12 protein-coding genes and 1 pseudogene are annotated in these 21,239 nt (G+C 64.6%); 10 read left to right on the forward strand and 3 right to left on the reverse strand.

Features of this window, described 5'->3' with window-relative positions; all coding sequences use genetic code 11:
* Positions 1 to 336 precede the first annotated feature (336 nt).
* The 9 genes from pta to AADX97_RS11290 all read left to right on the forward strand — a co-directional run bounded on the left by pta (position 337) and on the right by AADX97_RS11290 (position 12,310).
* Positions 337 to 2,475 carry a phosphate acetyltransferase gene (gene pta, locus AADX97_RS11250; RefSeq protein ID WP_374234344.1) on the forward strand — a complete coding sequence of 713 codons (2,139 nt, stop codon included), beginning with the start codon at positions 337 to 339 and terminating at the stop codon, positions 2,473 to 2,475.
* Between the two features lie 13 nt (positions 2,476 to 2,488).
* Entirely contained in the window at positions 2,489 to 3,709 is a 1,221-nt protein-coding gene (locus tag AADX97_RS11255; protein WP_374234345.1) for an acetate/propionate family kinase, read from the forward strand.
* A 110-nt stretch (positions 3,710 to 3,819) separates the two neighbouring features.
* The gene (locus AADX97_RS11260) at positions 3,820 to 5,673 is read left to right on the forward strand and encodes an OmpA family protein (protein ID WP_374234346.1); all 1,854 of its coding nucleotides are present in this window, start codon (positions 3,820 to 3,822) and stop codon (positions 5,671 to 5,673) included.
* 91 nt (positions 5,674 to 5,764) lie between these two features.
* Complete coding sequence (locus tag AADX97_RS11265; protein ID WP_374234347.1) at positions 5,765 to 6,601, forward strand: urease accessory protein UreD; 837 nt, start codon at positions 5,765 to 5,767, stop codon at positions 6,599 to 6,601.
* A 298-nt stretch (positions 6,602 to 6,899) separates the two neighbouring features.
* Positions 6,900 to 7,202, forward strand: coding sequence for an urease subunit gamma (ureA, locus tag AADX97_RS11270; RefSeq protein WP_374234348.1), 303 nt, complete (start codon positions 6,900 to 6,902; stop codon positions 7,200 to 7,202).
* Positions 7,203 to 7,551: 349 nt separating this feature from the next.
* A complete protein-coding gene (locus AADX97_RS11275; RefSeq protein ID WP_374234349.1) occupies positions 7,552 to 7,872 on the forward strand; it encodes an urease subunit beta in 321 nt (106 codons plus the stop codon).
* Complete coding sequence (gene ureC / locus AADX97_RS11280; RefSeq protein ID WP_374234350.1) at positions 7,869 to 9,572, forward strand: urease subunit alpha; 1,704 nt, start codon at positions 7,869 to 7,871, stop codon at positions 9,570 to 9,572. The genes AADX97_RS11275 and ureC overlap by 4 nt, the downstream gene beginning before the upstream one ends.
* 364 nt (positions 9,573 to 9,936) lie before the next feature.
* Positions 9,937 to 11,709: an arginine--tRNA ligase gene (argS, locus tag AADX97_RS11285; RefSeq protein ID WP_374234351.1), complete on the forward strand. Its 1,773-nt coding sequence runs from the start codon at positions 9,937 to 9,939 to the stop codon at positions 11,707 to 11,709.
* A 1-nt stretch (position 11,710) separates the two neighbouring features.
* Positions 11,711 to 12,310: an SPOR domain-containing protein gene (locus AADX97_RS11290; protein WP_374234352.1), complete on the forward strand. Its 600-nt coding sequence runs from the start codon at positions 11,711 to 11,713 to the stop codon at positions 12,308 to 12,310.
* 258 nt (positions 12,311 to 12,568) lie between these two features.
* Here the strand turns inward: AADX97_RS11290 and phoU are convergent, their stop codons facing one another.
* The 3 genes from phoU to AADX97_RS11305 form a co-directional block, all read right to left on the reverse strand.
* Positions 12,569 to 13,234, reverse strand: a complete 666-nt coding sequence (phoU, locus tag AADX97_RS11295; RefSeq protein ID WP_374234353.1) for a phosphate signaling complex protein PhoU — start codon at positions 13,232 to 13,234, stop codon at positions 12,569 to 12,571.
* Between the two features lie 221 nt (positions 13,235 to 13,455).
* Positions 13,456 to 15,756 carry an EAL domain-containing protein gene (locus AADX97_RS11300; protein WP_374234354.1) on the reverse strand — a complete coding sequence of 767 codons (2,301 nt, stop codon included), beginning with the start codon at positions 15,754 to 15,756 and terminating at the stop codon, positions 13,456 to 13,458.
* Positions 15,757 to 15,760: 4 nt separating this feature from the next.
* Complete coding sequence (locus tag AADX97_RS11305) at positions 15,761 to 18,730, reverse strand: chemotaxis protein CheB (protein ID WP_374234355.1); 2,970 nt, start codon at positions 18,728 to 18,730, stop codon at positions 15,761 to 15,763.
* A 409-nt stretch (positions 18,731 to 19,139) separates the two neighbouring features.
* Between AADX97_RS11305 and AADX97_RS11310 the strand changes: the two are divergent.
* Positions 19,140 to 21,210: pseudogene (locus AADX97_RS11310) on the forward strand (HAD-IC family P-type ATPase).
* Positions 21,211 to 21,239 lie beyond the last annotated feature (29 nt).

Below are 21,239 nucleotides of genomic sequence, written 5' to 3' on the forward strand. Positions count from 1 at the left end.
CGGCGGGATATGGACGGTGCGGGGATTGCTTCGGTCTCGTGGATACCGACAGGCGTCCGAGTCGACGGGGTTCAAGATGATAAAAATTTTAAACACTTAAGCCGCGTCAAGCCTGAGCTCGCTGGTGCCCTCGACGGTGCGGCCCTGAGCCGCACATCGACATGTCGCTCGGACGCGGCTTAATCGGACGCGGCTTAATAGGAGGTCGCGGTCGAGAGCCTTTATCTGGTATTTTTGCGCAGTGCAGCATTCGGGGCGTTCGTCGTGCCGAATCATCCAATCATGCGATCGGGTCGCTCGGCCCCGTCAAGCCTGTTTCGCGCAAGAGGAAGATCCATGCAAAGCGTCTACATCGCCGGTGCCGGTTCCGGCAGCGGTAAGTCCGTGGTTGTTCTGGGCTTCATGGAGATGCTCTACGCCATCAATCGGAGGGTGGGGTTTTTCCGCCCGATCGTCTCCAAGGGCGTCGAGCAGGACAACCTGACCACCCTCATCCGCAGTCGTTACGACCTACCCTTCTCCCCGGAGATGCTCTACGGCTGTACGGCGGAGACCGCCAGTCATCTGGTTGCGGCCGGTCATTATGACGAGTTGCTCAAGATGATCTTGAATAAATTCAAGATGCTGGAAGAGAGCTGCGACCTTGTCGTCTGCGCCGGGACCGACTTCGACGGTTTGGTTCCCTCCCTGGAGTTCGACTTCAACGCCGACCTGGCCAACAACCTCGGCTGCAACGTCGTGGTTGTGGTGAAGGGCTTCGGGCGCAGCCCGGAAGAGGCGCTTGAGGCGCTCTACATGGCCCACGAGTCGATGCGCAATCGCGGCGGGGATTTTCTCGCGAGCGTCATCAACGGGGTCGACCCCGAGCATGTCGAAACGGTCAAGGCCCGCGCCCGCAAGCTCTTGCCGGAACGCGAGAACGTCTATGTGCTGCCGCGCCAGGCCGCACTCGGCATGCCCACCGTCGGCGAGATCCGCAAGGCCCTGGACTGCGAGTGTCTCTGCGGCGACGGCGACGCCATGAATCAGGTCGTCTCCAATTACAAGATCGCGGCGATGGAGGTCCCGGACTTCCTCAGCTACATCGAGGACGGCTGTCTCATCATCACCGCCGGCGACCGCTCCGACATTATCCTTGCGAGTCTCGCGGCCGATGTCTCCTCGTCCTTCCCGCGTGTGGCCGGGCTGCTCCTCACCGGCGGGCTGCAGCCGGCCGAGAATGTCCAGCGTCTGCTCGAGGGCCTGCGCCGCACCAAGGTCTCGATTCTGCGCGTGCCGACCGACACCTTCACCACCGCCATGCGGGTGAACAGCATCGAGGCGACCATCCTCCCCGGCGACGAGCGCAAGATCGCGGCCGGTCTGGGCGTCTTCGAAGGCCATGTCGACGTCGAGGAGCTGCGCGGTCGGATCGCGGTGCGACACTCCGACCGCACTACGCCGTTGATGTTCGAGTACGAGTTGATCCGTCGCGCCAAAACGCGTCGTCAGCGCATCGTGCTGCCCGAGGGCACCGACGAGCGGATCCTGCGAGCGGCGGAGATTCTCACGCTCCGCCAGGTCGTGGATCTCACGCTGCTCGGCGACCCCGAGAAGATCCGCCGCCGGATCGGCGAGCTCGGACTCAAGCTGGACGGGATCCCGATCATCGACCCGAGCGGCGCCCCGGATCGCGAGCGCTACGCGCAAACCTATTTCGAGCTGCGCAAGCACAAGTGCATCTCCGAGCAGATGGCGCGCGATGCCTTGGAGGACGTGAGCTATTTCGGCACCATGATGGTCTATGCAGGCGATGCCGACGGTATGGTCTCGGGTGCTGCGCATACGACTCAGCACACCATCCGACCGGCGTTCGAGATCATCAAGACCAAACCGGGGATAAAGCTCGTTTCCAGTGTCTTCTTCATGTGTCTTGCCGATCGGGTCTTGGTCTACGGCGACTGCGCCGTCAACCCGAATCCGACCTCGGAAGACCTCGCCGACATCGCCATCACCTCGGCCGGTACGGCCGCCGCCTTCGGGATCGAGCCGAGGGTCGCCATGCTGTCCTACTCGAGCGGCAGCTCGGGAAAGGGCGCCGACGTGGAGCGGGTGCGCGAGGCGGTGCGGATTGCCCGCGAGCGCCGTCCCGACCTCAAGCTGGAAGGGCCGATCCAGTACGATGCGGCGGTGGACGTCGGGGTGGCGCGCTCGAAGATGCCCGAGAGCGAGGTGGCCGGCCATGCGACCGTCTTTGTCTTCCCGGATCTCAATACCGGCAACAACACCTACAAGGCAGTGCAGCGCAGCGCCAACGCCGTGGCGATCGGCCCGGTGCTGCAGGGTCTGAAGAAGCCCGTCAACGATCTGAGCCGAGGTTGCACCGTGACCGACATCGTCAATACGGTCACGATCACCGCGATCCAGGCACAGAACGATCACGCACTCGCCTTGGCGCAAGCCGATGCCGATGCCCTCGGCATCGCTCGGGACTGATCAGGAGACTCAGGTGAAGGTACTCGTCCTCAATTCAGGCAGCTCGTCGATCAAATATCAGCTCTTCCGCAGCGAGGATTGGGTTGCGCTCGCCTCGGGCTCGGTGTCGCGCATCGGCGAGCCGGAGGGCGAGATCAAGGAGGAGTGGTTGGATGCGTCGGGGATCCGGCAATCGGGGCGCGCCCGGGTGCCGATTCCGACCCATCAAGACGGCATCGACCGCATCGTCAAGGCGCTGCACGAGACCAGGGTCTTGGGCGATGTCTCGGAGCTGGCCGTGATCGGTCATCGCGTCGTCCACGGCGGCGAGCATTTCAAGCGCCCGACCATTGTCGATGATGCCGTCGCCGAGGCGATTAGGGGCGTGGTCCCCTTGGCGCCGCTGCACAATCCGGCCCATCTCGCCGGTATCGAGGTCGCACGACGGCTCTTCCCGACGGTCCCCTCGGTTGCGGTCTTCGATACCGCGTTCCATCAGACGATGCCGCGGACCTCGTATCGCTACGCGATCCCGGAGTGGCTGTACCGGGAGCACAGGATTCGCCGCTACGGATTCCACGGCACCTCGCACTACTACGTTGCCAAGCGCGCTGCCGGCATGCTGGGGCGGCCTTTGGAGACCTGCAACCTGATCACGCTGCATCTGGGCAACGGCTCGAGCGCGACTGCGATCCGCGACGGCAAGAGCGTGGATACCTCAATGGGTTTAACGCCGCTGGAGGGTCTCGTCATGGGCACGCGCTGCGGCGACATCGATCCGGCCATTCACTTTTATCTCGCCAAAAACCTCGGCATGGATACGGACGCCATCGAGGATCTGCTGAATCGCCAGAGCGGTCTCTTGGGAATCTGCGGGGTGAACGATATGCGCGAGATCGACCGTCTGGCCGAGGAAGGCAACGACGGCGCCGAGCTTGCCATCGGCATCACGGCCCATCGGATCAAGAAATACATCGGCGCCTATTATGCCGAGCTCGGCCGGGTCGATGCCGTCGTCTTCACCGGCGGTATCGGCGAGAACTCCGCCGAGATCCGCTGTCGCGCCTGCGAGGGGTTGGAGAACCTCGGGATCAAGATGGACGACATCACCAACTATGCCCTCGAAGGGCGCGGCGAGCGCTGTATCACTACACCAGAAAGTGCCGTGCAGGTGCTGGTGATTCCCACCAACGAGGAGCTGGAGATCGCGCAGCAGGCACTCGCCGCCGCCTCGGAAGCCCCGAGCGACGGATGAGTCTGCCGGCTCGCCGTCGCAGGTTGCATCGGCTGGCGGCCTGGCTCCCTTTCCCGGATAATCGCACGGGCTCGGATACCTAATAACAACGACCGCCTTAGGAGATGACGATGCCCGATTCCAATTCCTCGTTGGTGCGTCCGCTTGTCTGGGTCCTGCTGGCAGCGCTGATCGGCGTCTATCTGCTCTATGATTGGTATTCGGGTCATCTTACGGAGCAGCTCGCCGGAAAAGACGCGCAGATCGCCGAGGCGGCCGCACAGATCAAGGAGCGAGACGCCCGCATCGGCGACATCCGCCAAGAGGTCGCGCAGCTCGAGGATCGCATCGCGGAGCTGACAGAGCAGCATTCCGGCGAAAAACAGCAGCTTTCCGACCTGCATTCGGGAGAGAAACAGGGCCTGACGGATCGAATCGCAGCCCTCGAGCAGAGCAACTCGAAGCTCGGCGAGGACATCGAGGTGCTGCGACGCACCGACGCACGCACCATTGCCGCCGAGCAGGAGAAGACCGCCGCGGTAATCGAAGAGCGTGACCGCGGGATCGCCGCCTTCAAGGCCCTTCAAGGCCAGTACGAGATGGCCGTCGCAAAGGCCGACGCGCTTCAGACCGATTTGAACGGGCTCCAGCAGGTGATCGCCGACTCTGCTATGGAGCATCGTGCGCAGATCGAGGAGCTCGAGCGGCACATCAACGAGCGGGTGAAACTGGCGAAGGCCACCCCGAAAGACAGCGAGTTGATGCGTGCTGCCCAGAAGGCCGGCTTGCTCCCCTCGGCCGTCGCCTTGGATGAGGAGACGGCCGCGTTCTGCACGAATCTGGCCGAGACATCGGCAACGGCCCAGACGGCACTCGAGGCATTGCAGGCCGAGTTTGCCAACGTCCGCGACGCGCAGGCCGAACGCATCGCGGCGCTGGAAGGCGAACTGAGCGAAGCACGCGCGGCGCTCGCGCAGTCAGGCGAGCAGACGGAGTCAACCGAAGCCCTAAGCGCACTTCAAGAGCGGCTTGACCAGACCGAGGCCGAGCTCGAGAAGGCGAAGTCCGAGGCTGCCGCGGTGTTGGAAGAGACCAAGGCCGCCACCGCCGCGCAGTTGGCCGACGCGCAGGCGCGCATCGGGACCCTCACCGAAGAATTGGCGCAGTCGGTCGCGCCGGATACCCTGTCTGCTCTGAAGGCACAAAGTGAAGCTGCCGAGGCCGCGCTGGCGCTGGCGAAGGACGAGGCGGCACGTCGGATCGAGGAGGGCGAGGGGCAGATCGCCGCATTGCTCGAACAGCTTCGAAGCGAGCAAACCGAGAAGGCGAAAGTTGCCGAGGAGAAGGACGCTTTGGGGGTCGAGCTTCAAGCGGCGCTCGACAACGCGAAGGCCGAGCTGGCCGAATTACAGGCCGAGTTGGCGGCGGTGCGGGAATCCGCAGTGCAGACCGGCTCGAAGGCATTGGAGGATGCCGAGGCCCGTATTGCCGCACTCGAAGCGACGATCGCGGAAGAACGCAGCACGGCCGATCAGCTGCGCTCGTCCGTGCAGCAGGAGGCCGATGGCAAGCTGGCGGAGGTGCGTGAGCTTTACCGGCGGTTCTCGGAGCTTGCCGGCACCTACACCGATCGCGGCGTGCTGCTCAAACTCGCCGACACGGAGCTGCTCTTCCAACCCGCAATGGCGAGCTTGACCGGGAATAATCTGCCGACCCTGGATCGCATCGCCGCACTGCTCGCGACCTATCCCGACCTCCGTGCCCGCATCGAGGGACATACCGACAGCCTCGGCGACGCGGCAACCAATCTCGCCCTGTCTCAACAGCGTGCCGAGGCGGTCAAGCAGGCACTGATGGAACGCGGGGTCGAGCCGGAACGCTTGAAGGCCGAGGGCCTCGGACCGGAGCGCCCCATTGCCGACAACGCGACGTCTGCGGGGCGTGCTCAGAACCGCCGCGTGGAGGTCTATGTCAGCGAGGATTGACCCGTCCGATTCGGGAGCGATGTGCCGGCGTGCTCCACCGCCGGCACATCCGCGCACGCCTATTGTCCCGCGAGATCCGTCGACCACGGGAATGGCCGGGCCGGCCCCGCCCGCAGGTACCGGCTGGCAGGCCAGCCTGAAGCTTGAGATCGCCCTGCGGCACGGGCGCAGCCGAGTCGTCGGCAAACATCAGCTCGGCCCCTTGACGATCCAACGCCCCTTTTATCCCGAGGGGGCGCCGTGCCATCTGTATCTCCTTCACCCGCCCGGCGGCGTGGTCGGCGGCGATCGATTGGAGCTCGAGGTCCGGGTGGGCGGCAGAGCACACACCCTGATCACGGCACCGGGGGCCACGAAGTTCTATCGCAGTGTCGGACCGCTCGGTTTGCAGACACAACGCTTGGTGGTGGCCGCGGGCGGCGTGCTCGAATGGTTCCCGCACGAAAACATCATTTTCCCCGGGGCCTCATGTCGCTTGAGCACGCAGGTCGCGCTTTCGGGCGACGCCCGTTTTGCCGGTTGGGAGATCCACTGTCTCGGACGCCCGGCAATCGGCGAGCGCTTCGGCGAGGGCCGAGCCGAGATCGCCATGACCCTATCACGCGACGATCGGCCGCTCTTGGACGATCGGTTGCGCGTGGCGGGTACGTCGAGCCTGGATGGGCCCGCCGGCTTGCGCGGTTTTCCGGTCAGCGCGACCTTCCTTGCGACCGGCGCCGACCGAGACGACTTGGAGATCGCCCGGCGCCGTCTGACCGACGCTGTAGGATATCCGGTTGGGGCGACACTCATCGATGACATCTTGGTGATCCGCGCGCTCGCCCTCGAGGTCGAGCCGGTCAGCCGTCTCTTCGTCGCCCTGTGGTGCGATCTGCGTCCCAGCCTACTCGGCCTGTCCGCCAGCGCGCCCCGGATTTGGGCGACCTGAGCCGTGCCGCTTAGGCGATTTCCGAAGAATTCCCTACCGTAGGTTGTGCTGACGTCAGGAAGCACAACTTGCGCCGACGGTTGGTTGTGCCTCGCACGGCTCGGCACAACCTACACCACTGTCCGCCATTGCGCCCCGGATTTGGGCGACCTGAGCCGCGCCGCGCAAGATCGGCAACGCTCGGGCCGTGCTCGACCCCGGTTGATGCAGCCGATGATCGGACGGGCGCGGTTCGAAGGATTCGAGGGCATATCGCGCTATCATTGGACATCCAGACAGCGACGACCAGGAGCCGATCATGGACCTTAGCCCACGAGAGAAGGATAAGCTGCTGCTCTTCACGGCGGGCCTGCTCGCCGAGCGCCGCAAGGCGAGGGGCGTGCGGCTGAACTATCCCGAGGCGATCGCCTACATCAGTTGCGCAATCCTGGAAGGCGCGCGCGACGGCCGCACGGTGGCCGAGCTGATGGATTACGGGCGCACTCTCTTGACCCGCGAGGATGTGATCGACGGCATCCCGGAGATGATCGACGACATACAGGTCGAGGCGACCTTCCCGGACGGGACCAAGCTGGTCACGGTGCACGATCCGATCGGCTGATGAACCGCGTCCGTCCGCGAGGGCATGGCTTGTCCGCGTTCGGGATCAACCTTGAATCGACCCACGAGCGCCCTGCCTGACGCGGCGGATGTACTTCTGGATTTTAGGCGATGTCCGCAGAATTCCATACCCGTAGGTTGTGCTGACGATAGGAAGCACAACATCCGCCGAGGGTTGGTTGTGCCTCGCACGGCTCGGCACAACCTACGCCCGGACGCGGTTCATCAGTTGTTCGGGTGTTATGTCCTAAACCGCGCCAGCTCCGACAGTTGTCGGAGCTGGCGCGGCCAAGCCAATCCAACAAACGACGCATACCGCACCGGGCGCGGTTTAGTGCAGGAGTAGGCCCATGATTCCAGGTGAGATCATCACGGTTCCGGGCGACATCGAATTGAACGCCGGCCGGCCCGGATTGACCATCAAGGTCGCCAACACAGGCGACCGTCCGATCCAGGTCGGCTCGCACTATCACTTCTACGAGACCAACACCGCACTCGCCTTCGATCGGGAGGAGACCCGAGGTCGGCGGCTCGACATCCCCGCCGGTACGGCCGTGCGCTTCGAGCCCGGTCAGTCCCGCACCGTGACCCTGGTGCCCTATGCTGGCGACCGGGTCGTCTACGGCTTCAACGCCAAAGTGATGGGTGCGCTCGACGGAGATCAATCATGACCAAGATCAGCAGGGCTGCATATGCCTCCATGTACGGCCCGACCGTCGGGGATCGGGTGCGTCTGGGCGACACCGAGCTCTTCATCCAGGTCGAGGAGGATCGCACCCGGTACGGCGACGAGGTGACGTTCGGCGGCGGCAAGGTCATCCGCGACGGCATGGGCCAGTGCCAGCGCCAGGCCGACGAGGTGGTGGATCTGGTCATCACCAATGCCCTGATCCTGGATCACTGGGGCATTGTGAAGGCCGATATCGGCATCAAGAGGGGGCGCATCGCCGGGATCGGCAAGGCCGGCAATCCAGACACCCAGGCCGGCGTGGATATCCTGATCGGGCCGGGCACCGAGGTCATTGCCGGCGAGGGGCAGATCATCACCGCCGGGGGAGTCGACGCGCATATCCACTTCATCTGCCCTCAGCAGATCGAAGAGGCGCTGATGTCCGGCGTCACCACCATGCTGGGCGGCGGTACCGGGCCGGCGACCGGCACCAATGCAACCACCTGCACGCCAGGACCCTGGAACATCCGCCGCATGCTCCAGGCCGCCGAAGCGTTTCCGGTCAATCTGGGGTTCCTCGGCAAAGGCAACGGCAGTCTGCCGAATGCCCTGGAGGAGCAGGTCCGCGCCGGCGCCATGGGTCTCAAACTGCACGAGGATTGGGGCACGACACCGGCCGCGATCGACTGCTGTCTGGGGGTTGCCGAGAAGATGGACGTGCAGGTCGCGATCCACACCGACACACTCAACGAGTCCGGCTTCGTCGAGGACACCATCGCCGCCTTCAAGGACCGCTGCATCCACACCTATCACACCGAGGGTGCGGGCGGCGGTCATGCCCCGGACATCATCAAGGCCGCCGGCCTGCCGAACGTGCTGCCGTCCTCGACCAACCCGACCCGACCCTATACGGTCAACACGGTCGACGAGCATCTGGACATGCTGATGGTCTGCCATCACCTGTCCCCGTCGATTCCGGAAGACGTCGCCTTTGCCGAGTCGCGCATCCGCCGGGAGACCATTGCGGCCGAGGACATCCTGCATGATCTTGGCGCCTTCTCGATGATCGCCTCGGACTCCCAGGCGATGGGTCGGGTCGGCGAGGTCATCTGCCGCACCTGGCAAACCGCCCACAAGATGAAGGTCCAGCGCGGCTCGCTCCCCGGCGATCCGGCCGAGCACGACAACTTCCGGGCCAAACGCTACATCGCCAAGTACACCATCAACCCGGCGATCACCCACGGCATCGCGCATGAGGTCGGCTCGGTGGAGGTCGGCAAGCTCGCGGACCTGGTGCTCTGGCGGCCCGCCTTCTTCGGGGCCAAACCCAGTCTCATCATCAAGGGCGGGCTGATCGCAGCGGCCGCGATGGGCGACCCCAACGCCTCCATCCCGACACCGCAGCCGGTCCATTATCGACCCATGTTCGGTGCATTCGGCGGTGCCTTGAGCGCCACCTGCATGACGTTCCTCTCGCAATGGGCCTTGGAGGCCGGCGAGCCGCAGCGGCTGGATCTCAAGCGTCTGGTCGGGATCACCCGCGACAGTCGGCTGGTGCGCAAGTGCAACATGATCCACAACGACTATCAGCCGACCATCGAGGTGGATCCGCAGACCTACCAGGTCCGGGCGGACGGACAGCTTCTGACCTGTGAGCCTGCCGGGGTGCTGCCACTCGCTCAGCGGTACTTTCTGTTTTAAACCGCGCCCGGTGCGGTATGCGATGTCTTTGGATGGGATCGGCCCCGGCAGACTTGACGACCGCTGGAGCTGGCGCGGTTTAAGATATTAAAAAATATATTATTTTAAACCGCGTCCCCGCTAATGGCTGTGGATGCACCAAACGTCGAGCTCACGCGAAAATCAGCATCTCGCTCTGGACGCGGTTTAAGCCTGATGCGCTCCGGTTCTCGCATCGTCGGGGGTGTCCATGTGCGCCCGGCGACACCTCAGAGGGTCGGATTCGGTTATTCTATCGTCCCGACGACGTGTCCCCTTGCGGTGCGCGACTTGCCTTGCAGGCTTTTTTGCCTGCAGACCCGATTGAAATTCCAATGAAGCCCCTATGAAACAGGCCATTACCGATCTGATCCGCACGGCCCTCGCCAGTCTCGTCGAGGCCCAGACGGGCGACGCCGGCGGATTGCCCGAGCCCCAAGTGGACCGGACCAAGGACACCTCTCACGGCGACTTTGCCACCAACGTCGCGTTGGTGCTCGCCAAGCGTCTCGGGGCCAAGCCGCGCGAGGTCGCGCAACACCTGGTGGATGCCTTGCCCGCCTCCACGCTGATCGCGCGTGTGGAGATCGCCGGGCCCGGCTTCATCAACTTCTTTCTCGCCGAGGACGTCTATCGACGGCTTGTCCCCGAGATCCTGAGTGCGGGCCCCGCCTTCGGGCTCAGCCGAATCGGTGCCGGGCGGCGCGTGCAGGTGGAGTTCGTCTCGGCCAATCCGACCGGACCTCTCCATGTCGGACACGGCCGCGGGGCCGCCTACGGCGCAGTCGTCGCCGACCTGCTCGCGGCGGTCGGCTTCGACGTCCACCGCGAGTATTACGTCAACGACGCCGGGCGACAGATGGACATTCTCGCCAGCTCGGTTTGGCTGAGATATCTCGAGCTGTGCGGCGAGGAGCTGACCTTTCCGAGCAACGGCTACAAAGGCGACTACGTGTGGGATATCGCCGCGACGCTGCATCGCGAGCACGGCGACGTCTATCGGGTGGAAGCCGACACGGTCTTTGCTGGCCTGCCGCCCGATGCGCTGCCCGACGGACAGGACGGCGGCGACAAGGAGGCCCATATCGACGGGGTCATCGCCGCGGCTAAGCATCTGTTGGGCGACAACCGCTACCGCTATGTCTTCGAGCTGGGGCTGAACGTCATCCTCGACGACATCCGCGATGACCTTGCGGGGTTCGGTGTCGAGTATCAGGAGTGGTACTCGGAGCGTACGCTCGCCGAGAGCGGCGCCGTTACCCGGGCGATCGAGCGCCTGCGCGAAGCCGGTCATGTCTACGAGCGCAACGGCGCACTCTGGTTTCGCTCCAGCGCCTTCGGCGACGAGAAGGATCGGGTGGTGGTGCGCGAAAACGGACAGAGCACCTATTTCGCCTCCGATATCGCCTATCACATGGACAAGCTCGAGCGCGGCTTCGAGCGCGTCATCGATATTTGGGGCGCGGACCACCACGGCTATGTGCCGCGGGTGAAGGCCGCGCTCCAGGCGATGGGCGACGACGTCGAGCGGCTCGAGGTGCTCCTGGTGCAGTTCGCGATCCTCTATCGCGGCGGCGAGAAGGCGCAAATGTCGACCCGCTCGGGCGAGTTCGTCACCCTGCGCCAGTTGCGCAAGGAGGTCGGGCGCGATGCCGCGCGCTTCTTCTACGTCATGCGCCGCTGCGAGCAGCATCTGGATTTCGACCTGGATCTGGCCAAGTCCGAGTCCTCCGACAACCCGGTCTACTACGTCCAGTACGCCCACGCGAGGGTATGCAGCGTGTTGCGGCAGGCCGCGGAGAAGGGGATGCCGGTGGAGCCGAGTCCGGGTGTCGAGAATCTGGAGCGACTGACCGAGTCGCATGAGCTGGCGCTGCAACGCACCCTGGCGCGCTACCCGGAGGTGGTCGAGACCGCTGCGCTCAAGGCCGAGCCGCATCTGCTGACCCATTATCTGCGCGAGCTGGCGAACGAGCTTCACACCTACTACAACGCCCACCAGTTCCTGGTCGCGGACGTGGCCCTGCGCGATGCACGCATCAAGCTGATCCTGGCGGTGCGCGAGGTGTTGCGCAACGGGTTGGGTCTGCTCGGTGTCTCTGCCCCGGAGGCCATGTGAGATGAGCAAGGATTATCGGCGGGCCGGCCTCGCGCGGGCGACGCCGCGGCGCGGCAAACAGGGTTCTTCCTGTCTCTGGTCGTTCCTGCTCGGCGGCATGCTGGGCGCCTTCGGGGTCGGTCTCTATTGGACCCAGAACCCGGACGCCATGCAGACACCGCCGGCGGCCTTGCCGGCCAAGGTGGAGCGGCCGGCGGCGGCGCCGCCGAGCTTCGAGTTTCCCAACCTACTGCGTGATACCGAGGTCGATATTGCGCCCCCGCCGCCCCCCCCGCCCGCCGCCCCGCGTCCCGAGCCGCAAACGGCGGTCGAGACGGTGCGGCCCGCGGCGGTCACGGCCCCTGCAGTGCCGATCTCGACGACAGGCAAGGGCTTCCTGGTTCAGGTCGGATCCTTCAAGCGTGCGAGCGATGCCGAGCGAATGAAGGCAGAGCTTGCGCTCCTCGGGATCTCCAGTCGGGTGGAGGTGGCGACCATCCCGAGCGGCGAGACCTTTCATCGTGTCCGCACCGGTCCCTATGCGGATCAGGCTGCCCTCGACAAGGTTCGTGGTCTGCTCAAACGCAACGGCAAGGATGCGATGACGATCCCGATCAAGTGAATCCGACAGCTGGCGCCGGATGCCGGTCGCGACTTCGGGCGTCCCCCCGATGCAGGTTATTCCCCGCGGTCCGTGCCTTGCCATGAATCCTTTGGGGGGCTCTGAGCATGCAATATCAGGTGAAACGGGGTACTCGTGCAGCGGTGCAGAGATACCGGGACCATTTTCGTTGTCGTTGTCGTTGTCGTTGTCGTCTCGATGGTCGATTACGACAACGACAACGACAACGACCCGACTCGACACATCTGCGGTGCTACTCTAGCCCAGCTCGGGTGTCTCCCCGCAGGCGACATAAACGGCGCGTTCGGCGACATTGGTTGCCCGATCGGCAACCCGCTCGTAGTTGTGGACGATCCACAGCAAATAGGTCCCGGTCGTGGCGAAATCCGGATCGGCACGCATCATCGTCAACACCCGCTCGATCACCGCTTGCTCGTTGCGGTCGACCTGATCCTCGCGCGCGACGCTCGCGCGTGCGCCCCGCTCGTCGCTTCCGCAGGTGAAGGCGTCCAGCGTCTCGCCGAGCATGGCGATCGCATCCGCGGCGACCTCGACAATGGCCTCGACCGATTCGCCCGGGAACCGCGTTTCCCCGGCCCTGCACAAGATACGTGCGACATCCGCGGCATAATCCCCGATGCGCTCGAGCTCCGAGACCAGCTCCATGCAGGCGCCGATGGCCCGCAGATCCGCACCGGCCGGCTTGTAGGCGGCCAGCGTCACCAGGCATTCCTGCTCGAGCAGGCGCCGTTGCTGATTGATGTGCGTGTCCCCTTCGATGATGCGCTCGGCCAGCTCGAGGTCGTGTTGGCTCAGGCAGATCACGGATTGGTTCAAGGCGTCGATGACCAGCTTTCCCATGTCGCCGACCGCATTCTGAAGCTGCGCGCGCCGGCGCTGCACCAGATTGATGTTCTCGCTCATCCCATCGTCCCCTGTCTCTTGTGTCGATGCTGTCGAAAGCCCGATGGCTTCGGCGACGGGTATAACATAAGGTCGTCGGCCCGCCTAGATTGGGAACGGATCAAGAATAAGTAAGGCAACTCGACGAGAGAATACCTTTGCCACGGTTGTCGTTGTCCTTCTCGATTGTGGCAACGACAACGACAACGATTCGGTTCGGTGCCCAACTGATTTCTGACACGTCATTCGGTTTTTCCCGAGCCATAGCGCGATGCAAGCTCCGCGGGTCCAACTGCTTTGCCGAAGAAATAGCCCTGCGCCTCGTTGCAGCCCTCGCGAATCAGAAGCTCGGCTTGCGCGGCTGTTTCGACGCCTTCGGCGAGGACCGCCAGACCAAGACTGCGTGCCAGACCGATGACGGCTTGCACGATGGCTTCATCGTCGCTGCCGGTCATCAGCCGCGCGATGAAGGAGCCGTCGATCTTCAGGCGTCGAATCCCGAGGTGCTTGATGCAGGCCAGGGACGAGCAGCCGGTACCGAAGTCGTCCACCGCCAGACCGATGCCGAGTCCGCTGAGCTGCTCCAGATTGACGATCGTGCGCTCGGGGCGCGCCATGATCGATGCCTCGGTCAGCTCCAGCTCCAAACGCCGCGGGTCGAGACCCGTTCGCGCCAGGATCGATTCGATCTGCTCCGGCACGTCGTCGCCCTGAATCCTGTGCACGGAGAGATTGACGGCGAGTCGGGGTACCGAAAATCCACCCCGGTCCCAGGCGGCCACCTGTGCACAGGCGTGCTCGAGGACCCAGAGATCCAGTTGATCGATCAGCCCGATCTCGTTCGCCAACGGGAGAAATTGGGCAGGAGACAAGAGGCCCAGCCTCGGATGGTTCCAGCGGCATAGGACCTCGATGCCGCACAGCTCGCCGTCGGGCAGGCCCACCTGGGGTTGATATTCGAGCATCAGCTCGTCGCGCGGGAGCGCGCTTCGCAGCTCCTGCTCCAGGCGCAGGCGCTCCGCGGCCCCTTCCGACATCTCCGGATCGAAGAATCTGAAGCCGTTGCGGCCGGCCGCCTTGGCGCGGTACATGGCGATATCGGCGTGTCGGATCAGGGTGTCGGCATCGATTCCGTCGAGCGGATAAATGCCGATGCCGATACTCAAGCTGAGGAAGAGCTCGCGACCCTCGACCTCGAAGGGTGTCGCGAAGAGGTCGAGCAGGCGTCTTGCCAGGATCGCTGCATCGTTTGGCTCCTGGACGTCCTCGGAGATGACGACGAACTCGTCGCCCCCCAAGCGGGCGAGGGTATCGCTCGCCCGCACGGCTTGCGTCAAGCGCACGGCGACCTGTTTGAGCAAGAGGTCGCCGACCGAGTGTCCGAGGGTATCGTTGACGATCTTGAACCGGTCCAAGTCCAGGAAGAGGAGCGCCGTCTCGCCGCCGCGTCGGATCGTGCGGGGGATCACCTCCGCCAAGCGCTGGCGGAACAGACTCCGGTTGGGTAATCCCGTGAGGGCGTCGTGCTGGGCGAGAAAGTGCAGTTGCTCACGCGAGCGCTTCAGCTCGGTGATGTCGCGGTTCACGCCTCGGCGCCCCAGAAAATCTCCCGATTCGCCGGAGACGGGGGTGCAGGAATGCTCGATCCAATGCTCACGGCCATCGAGGTGGCGGATCCGCAGCTCAAGCGGCGTGATATCGGTCGAATCGTCGCCGAGATGGGCCCGGAGGTGGTTTTCCCAGAGGTGGCGATCGTCCGGATGAAGCAGGCGACGGAAGAGGTCTGCATCGGCGACGAATGCCGCCGAGGGATAGCCGCTGAGGCGGGTACAGGCAGGCGAAACATAGCGATACTGCCCGTCCGGCCCGATCCAGTATTCCCAGTCCGAGCTGAATTCGGCGATGACGCGATAGCGCTCGCGACTCTCGCGCAAAGCCTCGCGTTGCAGGACGGCCTCGGTGCGATCGACGACGGCACAGAGGACGCGACGCCCTTCATCGTCCTCGGTCGGCAGCGCGACCATGTGGAGATCGCCGATGAAGATCTCGTTGTGCTTAGTCCGAAACCGCACCTCGCGTAGATCGACCGGCTCGTCCGGGCGCAGATGCGCGAGCGCGTGAATGGCCGGTCCTCGGTCGGGCTCGTCGATCAGCCGGACGAAGAAGTACTGATGAAAGGCGGTGTCGCGCAACCCGAAGAGACGCCGTGCCTCTTCGTTGGCCTCCTTGACGAGCCCCTGTCCGTCGACGACGAGCTCGGGTATGGGCAGGCTGTTGAAGAAGGCCATGAAGCGACTTAAGGCGCCCTGGGTCTGATGGTAGCTGCGCTGAAGCTCCTCGTTCTGGATCTCCAGCTCGGCCTGATAGATGCGGAGGCTTTCGACCAAGGCGGCTTGGTCGACGTCCTTGCCGACAAGGAGTTTTTCGGCCAGATCGAAGCGGCCCTGCCGCAGCGCGAGAAGCGCGCGCGTGCGCAGCTCTTCGTCGGGAACCTCGAACGGGTTACCGGGATCGGTGAGCGGCTGATCGTCTGCAGTCGACACCCCGCTAGCCCTCGCTGCCGCCTTCGGACCATTGACTGACATTGATGTGGCTGACGATCACGCCGCCGCCCGGGTGGTGGATCGGTGCGACATGCATGGAGAACCAGCGTCGTTCCAGGGGAGAGTGACAGGGGTAGTCCATAGCAAACGCGTCGCGCTGCCCCTCGAGGACCGCGCGGATGCCCTCCAGTGCGGTCCGTCCCCCGGGGCTGTCGTCGCCCGAGCTTGCATCGCAGGCGGAGAGATAGTTCGATCCGACGCCCGAGACCTTCAGGTCGGGGTCGCCGTTGGCGGCGGCGAACTCGCGCCAGGCGCGATTCACGAGTGTGATGACGCCGTTCGAATCGAGCACGGCGACATGCTCCGGCAGCGAGTCCAGCACCGCCTGCATGCGCTCGACATCGTAGAGCGTGGTGATGTCGACGAAGGTCGCCACCGCGCCGCGCGCGTCGCCCGGGCGCACCGCGTAGGGCAGGACGCGCTCGAGATAGACGCGCCCGTTGGCCGCGTGGATCTCGCGCTGGAGCATCTCGCCGCTGTCGACGGTGCGATGCAGCTCGTCGATGAAGCTCGGATACTGCAGCAGGTTCGCAAAATCGTCGATGGGCCGCCCGAGATCCCCGTTGCGGATCTTGAACAGACTGGTCGCCTCGGGCGTGAAGCGGGTCAGGCGCAGCGACGAATCGACGAAGACGGTGGCGATGGCGGCGGCCTTGGCCATGCTGTCGAGATCGGCATTGAGCCGATTGAGGATCTCGATCTTCTCCTGATTCTCGGCGTTGACCGTGTAAAGCTCCTCGTTGACCGATTGAAGCTCCTCGTTGGAGCTTTGCAGCTCCTCGTTGGAGGCCATCAACTCCTCGTTGGTCGCCTGCAGCTCCTCGTTGGCGGTCTCCAGCTCCTCGATCGTCGCCTGCAGGCTCTCGCGGGTCGCGTTCAGCTCGCGCTCGAGCGTCTCCATGCGCTGGATCGTTTCGCGGTCGACATTGATGGTTTCCATACCGGTCGTGGTGGCGCGCGGCTCGCCCGGTGCCGGGACCTGATCGGGCTTGGGCTCGGGCTCGGGTTCAAAGGACAGCAGCAGATGCGACTCGCCCTGAATCACGTCGAACGGCCGCACCACCAAGCGCAGCCGGCGCGAGACGCCGTTCGCGAGCCCGAGGGTCAAGATATCGGAGCGTAACGGCGTGGCACTGCGCGCTGCCTTATGCAGCAGCGCTTGGGCGACCGGAGCAAGCGGGGCCGCAAGCAGCTTGGCGACATCCAGGGTCGCATTGCCCTCGGTGATACGCAGATAGTCCCCGACCTCGCCGAAGACGTGGAGCAGCTCGAAGCGATTGCTGAGCAAGAGACTGGCCGGCGCATAACCGCGCAGCAGCATGGATTGTCCGGCATCGATGACGGCGGCATCGCTGGCGAGCTGATGACCGTGCCGCCCGGGACGCCGTCCGGGCAAGCCGGTCGCGCGCGCGGCGAGCGGGGTGTTCGCCAGATCCAGCGGCAGCGACACATGGCGCAGGATCCGATAGATCTTGTGCTTGGAGCTGACGGCGGTGAAGTCCGACTGAAGCTCGGCCAAGGTCTCGCTCGGACCCAGGAAGAGGAATCCGCCCGGTGCCAACGCGTACTGGATGCGGCGCAGCGCCCGCTCTTGAGCCTGAGTGCGGAAATAGATCAAGAGGTTGCGACACGAGACCAGGTCCATCCGCGTGAAGGGTGGATCCTCGAGCAGATTGTGCTTGGCGAAGACGATGCTCTGGCGGATCTCGTTCTTGACGACGAAATGGTTGCCGCGCTTGTAAAAGAAGCGCTCGAGCCGTTCCGGGGAGAGCTCCGCCGTGATCGCCTCGGAGAAGACCCCTGCGCCGCCGACCTCGACATTCTGCTGCTCCACGTCGGTCGCGAAGAGCTTGAAGTTCGGCCAACGCCGCGCGCGGTCGAAGGCCTCGGCGAACAGGATCGCCAGGCTGTAAGCCTCTTCGCCGGTGGATGCGCCCGCCACCCAGGCCCGTATCGGCTGGTTCTCGCCGCGTTCGGCGACGATGGTCTTCACCACCGTCTCGGCCAGGATGTCGAAGGTCTCCGGGTCGCGGAAGAAGCTGGTCACCGGGATCAACATCTCGCGGCGCAGGACCGCCAGCTCACCCCGATCGTTGTCGAGCAGCCGGACATAGCTGGCCAGATCCGGGGTATGACGAACCTGCATCCGCCGCTCGATTCGGCGCATCACGGTCGCCGGTTTGTATTCTCGGAAGTTGATCCCGCCTTGGTGCTGCAACAGATGCATCGTCTCCTCGAAGGCGTCGTCCTTGTCGATGCCCAAGGCGCGCCCTTCGGGCTGGACCTTGGCTCGAGGGATCTGATGAATGTGCTCGACGATGCGCGGACCCAGCTCGTCCGGCGGAAGAATGGCATCGACGAGGCCGGTGGCGATCGCGCTGCGCGGCATGCCGTCGAACTTGGCCGACTCCGGCTCCTGGGCGAGCAGCAGACCTCCGGCGTCGTTGATGGCGACGGCGCCGCGTGTGCCGTCGGATCCGGTGCCGGAGAGGACCACGCCGATGGCATGTTTGCCGAACTCCCTGGCCACGGAGGTGAAGAAGAGGTCGATCGGTAGGGTGAGTCCGCGCGGGTTCTTCGGGGTCAGGCGCAGGGCGTCGCCCGAGACGCTCATCATGCTGGCCGGCGGGATCAGATGGACCCGGTCGGGCTCGATGCGCATATCGTGCTCGACCGTCACGACTGGCATTGCGGTGTGGCGGCCAAGCAGATTGGCCATCATGCTCTTGTGATCCGGCGAGAGATGCTGGATCACCACGTAAGCCGCGCCCAGATCGGTCGGCAAGGACTGAAAAAAACGCTCCAAGGCATCGAGCCCGCCAGCCGACGCGCCGATGGCCACCACATAGCCGTGGAACTGCCCCGAACGCCCCTGCTCGCCCTGCGGCTGCTCGGCTTCGATCACCTTCGACATGACGGATTCCTATGGCTCCTTCGCGGCCGGGTCGCGGATGTCCCGGCCGGTTCAGCATGACGGCCCCGATCGACCCGACGGGATCCAAGACGACCCGGCGACGTCCCTGAGGTCAGGTCGCAACGACTCTTGATTGTAGTCTTGCGCTCTTGCGCGTGCCGTGATTTTCATCAGGGAACGTAATCGTTGTCGTTGTCGTAATCGTAATCGTAATCGACAACGACAACAACGATGTCCTCCCGTCGAGTTGCTTGACTGAACGTTGAATCGTCCCCGGGGTTACCCGGGGACGATCGGAACCAATCTCCCCACCGATTGCCCCATTGTTCCGTCCCCCTCCTAAAATCGAAGCGTGTTTGCGCGAACCATCACCGTCGTCGGTCGAAACCCGGCTGCGGAAGGAGTCACAATGACGGATGATCTCGACACACCGAACAAGCCGCCCGCCGAGCGCTGGCATGCGGAGTCGGCAGCGGCGGTCGTCGGCCGACTCGAGACCAACGAGTCGCGAGGTCTAACGTTCGAGGAGGCCGAGCGGCGGCTTGCCGAGTATGGCCCCAATCGTCTGCCCGAGCCCAAGCGCCGCGGGCCGCTCGTGCGGCTCCTGCTGCAGTTTCACAATCCTCTGATCTACGTCCTCCTGGTCGCATCCGTCGTGACCTTCCTCCTGGACTACTACGCCGATGCCGCGGTCATCCTGGGCGTGGTCATCATCAACGCGCTCATCGGGTTCGTTCAGGAGGGTAAGGCCGAGCAGGCGCTCGAAGCGGTCCGCGCCATGCTGGCGAGCAAGGCGACGGTGCTGCGAGACGGCAATCGGCGCACTCACCTACGCGTACGGCCACTGGATCGTCGCCATGCCCCCGGCGGATGTCTTTCTCGCCGTCGTGGGCCTTGCGGTCGCGGCCATCCCCGAGGGGCTTCCCGCCATCGTGACCATCACGCTCGCGATCGGCACCCGCATCATGGCCCTCGAGAGGGCGATCGTGCGGCGCCTGCCTGCAGTGGAAACCTTGGGGTCGGTCACCGTGATCTGCTCGGACAAGACCGGCACCCTGACCAAGAACGAGATGACGGCGGTTCGTTTGGTGCTGCCGGATCGCGAGATCCAGGTGAGCGGCGCGGGGTATGCCCCCGACGGCGGCTTCGAGCAGGACGGCAGATCCCTCGATCCCTCGTCGCGACGAGGGGCTGCTGAGCCTGGCGCGTTGCGCGCTCCTCTGCAACGACGCCCACCTGAATCGCGAGGATTCGGGCGATTGGACCCTGGTCGGCGATCCGACCGAAGGTGCGCTCATGGCCTTGGCGCTCAAGGCGGGTCTTGACCCGGTCGCCGAGAACGCCGAGCACCCGCGCATCGACGAGATCCCCTTCGAGTCGGAGCATCGTTTCATGGCGACCCTGCATCACGATCATTCCGGTCATGCCTTCGTCCTGCTCAAGGGTGCGCCCGAACGAGTTCTGGGGCTGTGTGCCCAGGATGCTGCTGGCCGCCCTATGGATCCGGAAGTCTGGGGCGAGGGGATCCTGGAAGCGGCGCGATCGGGTCAGCGTGTCTTGGCCTTGGCGCGTCGCGAGGTCCCCGCGGGGACGACGGCGCTCGACATCGACGACATCCAACCCGGCTTCACCCTGCTCGGTCTCGCCGGCATGATCGACCCGCCGCGACCCGAGGCGATCGCTGCGGTGGCGGAGTGTCGGACCGCCGGAATCCGCGTGAAGATGATCACGGGCGACCACGCCGAGACGGCCGCGGTCATCGGTCGCGAGCTCGGTCTGTCCGGCGAGAAGGCGCTCACCGGCGACGTGGTGGAGCGTCTAAGCGACGCGGAGCTGAGTTCGACAACATCAAGAAATCGCTGGTCTTCATCCTGCCGACCAACGGGGCGCAGGCCGGCATCATCCTGGTCGCGGTGCTCGCCGGCGTGGCCTTGCCGATCACCGCCAGCCAGATCCTCTGGGTCAACATGGTGACCGCCGTCACGCTGGCGTTGGCGCTTGCCTTCGAGCCGGCGGAGGAAGGCGTGATGCGCCGTCCGCCGCGACCGCCGAAAGAGCCGCTGATCACCCGAGTGATGCTCACCCGCATCATCTTCGTCAGTTTGCTGATGATCGCCCTGACCTTCGGGGTCTACGAATGGGAGCTGATGCGTGGCCAAAGCCTGGAGGTCGCCCGCACCGCGGCGGTGAACATGCTGGTCTTCGGGGAGCTGGTGTATCTGTTCAACGTGCGTCGATTCACCGCACCCACCATGGCGCGCCACACCCTGTACGGGAATCCGGTCGCCTTCTGGGCTAGTCTCGTCCTGATTGGGCTGCAGCTGCTCTTCACCTATGCCCCGCCAATGCATGCCGTTTTCCATACCAGCGGCTTAGATCTCGCCGCCTGGGGGCTGATTCTGGGGCTCTCGGTCTTCGCCTTCTTCGCGGTGGTGATCGAGAAGGGCATCCTGCGGCGCCTCGGCATCAAACGCATGTAACCCGTAGGTTGTGCCGAGCGAGAGCGAGG

It is taken from the genome of Thiocapsa sp. C2-2m (genome assembly GCF_041903745.1).
Taxonomy (GTDB): Bacteria; Pseudomonadota; Gammaproteobacteria; order Chromatiales; family Chromatiaceae; genus Thiocapsa; species Thiocapsa roseilacustris.

Bases quoted from the DNA above. Each gene is read 5' to 3' on its own strand.
- pta (WP_374234344.1), top strand. From the start codon at position 337: ATGCAAAGCGTCTACATCGCCGGTGCCGGTTCCGGCAGCGGTAAGTCC.
- AADX97_RS11260 (WP_374234346.1), top strand. From the start codon at position 3,820: ATGCCCGATTCCAATTCCTCGTTGGTGCGTCCGCTTGTCTGGGTCCTG.
- AADX97_RS11265 (WP_374234347.1), top strand. From the start codon at position 5,765: ATGGCCGGGCCGGCCCCGCCCGCAGGTACCGGCTGGCAGGCCAGCCTG.
- ureA (WP_374234348.1), top strand. From the start codon at position 6,900: ATGGACCTTAGCCCACGAGAGAAGGATAAGCTGCTGCTCTTCACGGCG.
- AADX97_RS11275 (WP_374234349.1), top strand. From the start codon at position 7,552: ATGATTCCAGGTGAGATCATCACGGTTCCGGGCGACATCGAATTGAAC.
- ureC (WP_374234350.1), top strand. From the start codon at position 7,869: ATGACCAAGATCAGCAGGGCTGCATATGCCTCCATGTACGGCCCGACC.
- argS (WP_374234351.1), top strand. From the start codon at position 9,937: ATGAAACAGGCCATTACCGATCTGATCCGCACGGCCCTCGCCAGTCTC.
- AADX97_RS11290 (WP_374234352.1), top strand. From the start codon at position 11,711: ATGAGCAAGGATTATCGGCGGGCCGGCCTCGCGCGGGCGACGCCGCGG.
- phoU (WP_374234353.1), bottom strand. From the start codon at position 13,234: ATGAGCGAGAACATCAATCTGGTGCAGCGCCGGCGCGCGCAGCTTCAG.
- AADX97_RS11305 (WP_374234355.1), bottom strand. From the start codon at position 18,730: ATGTCGAAGGTGATCGAAGCCGAGCAGCCGCAGGGCGAGCAGGGGCGT.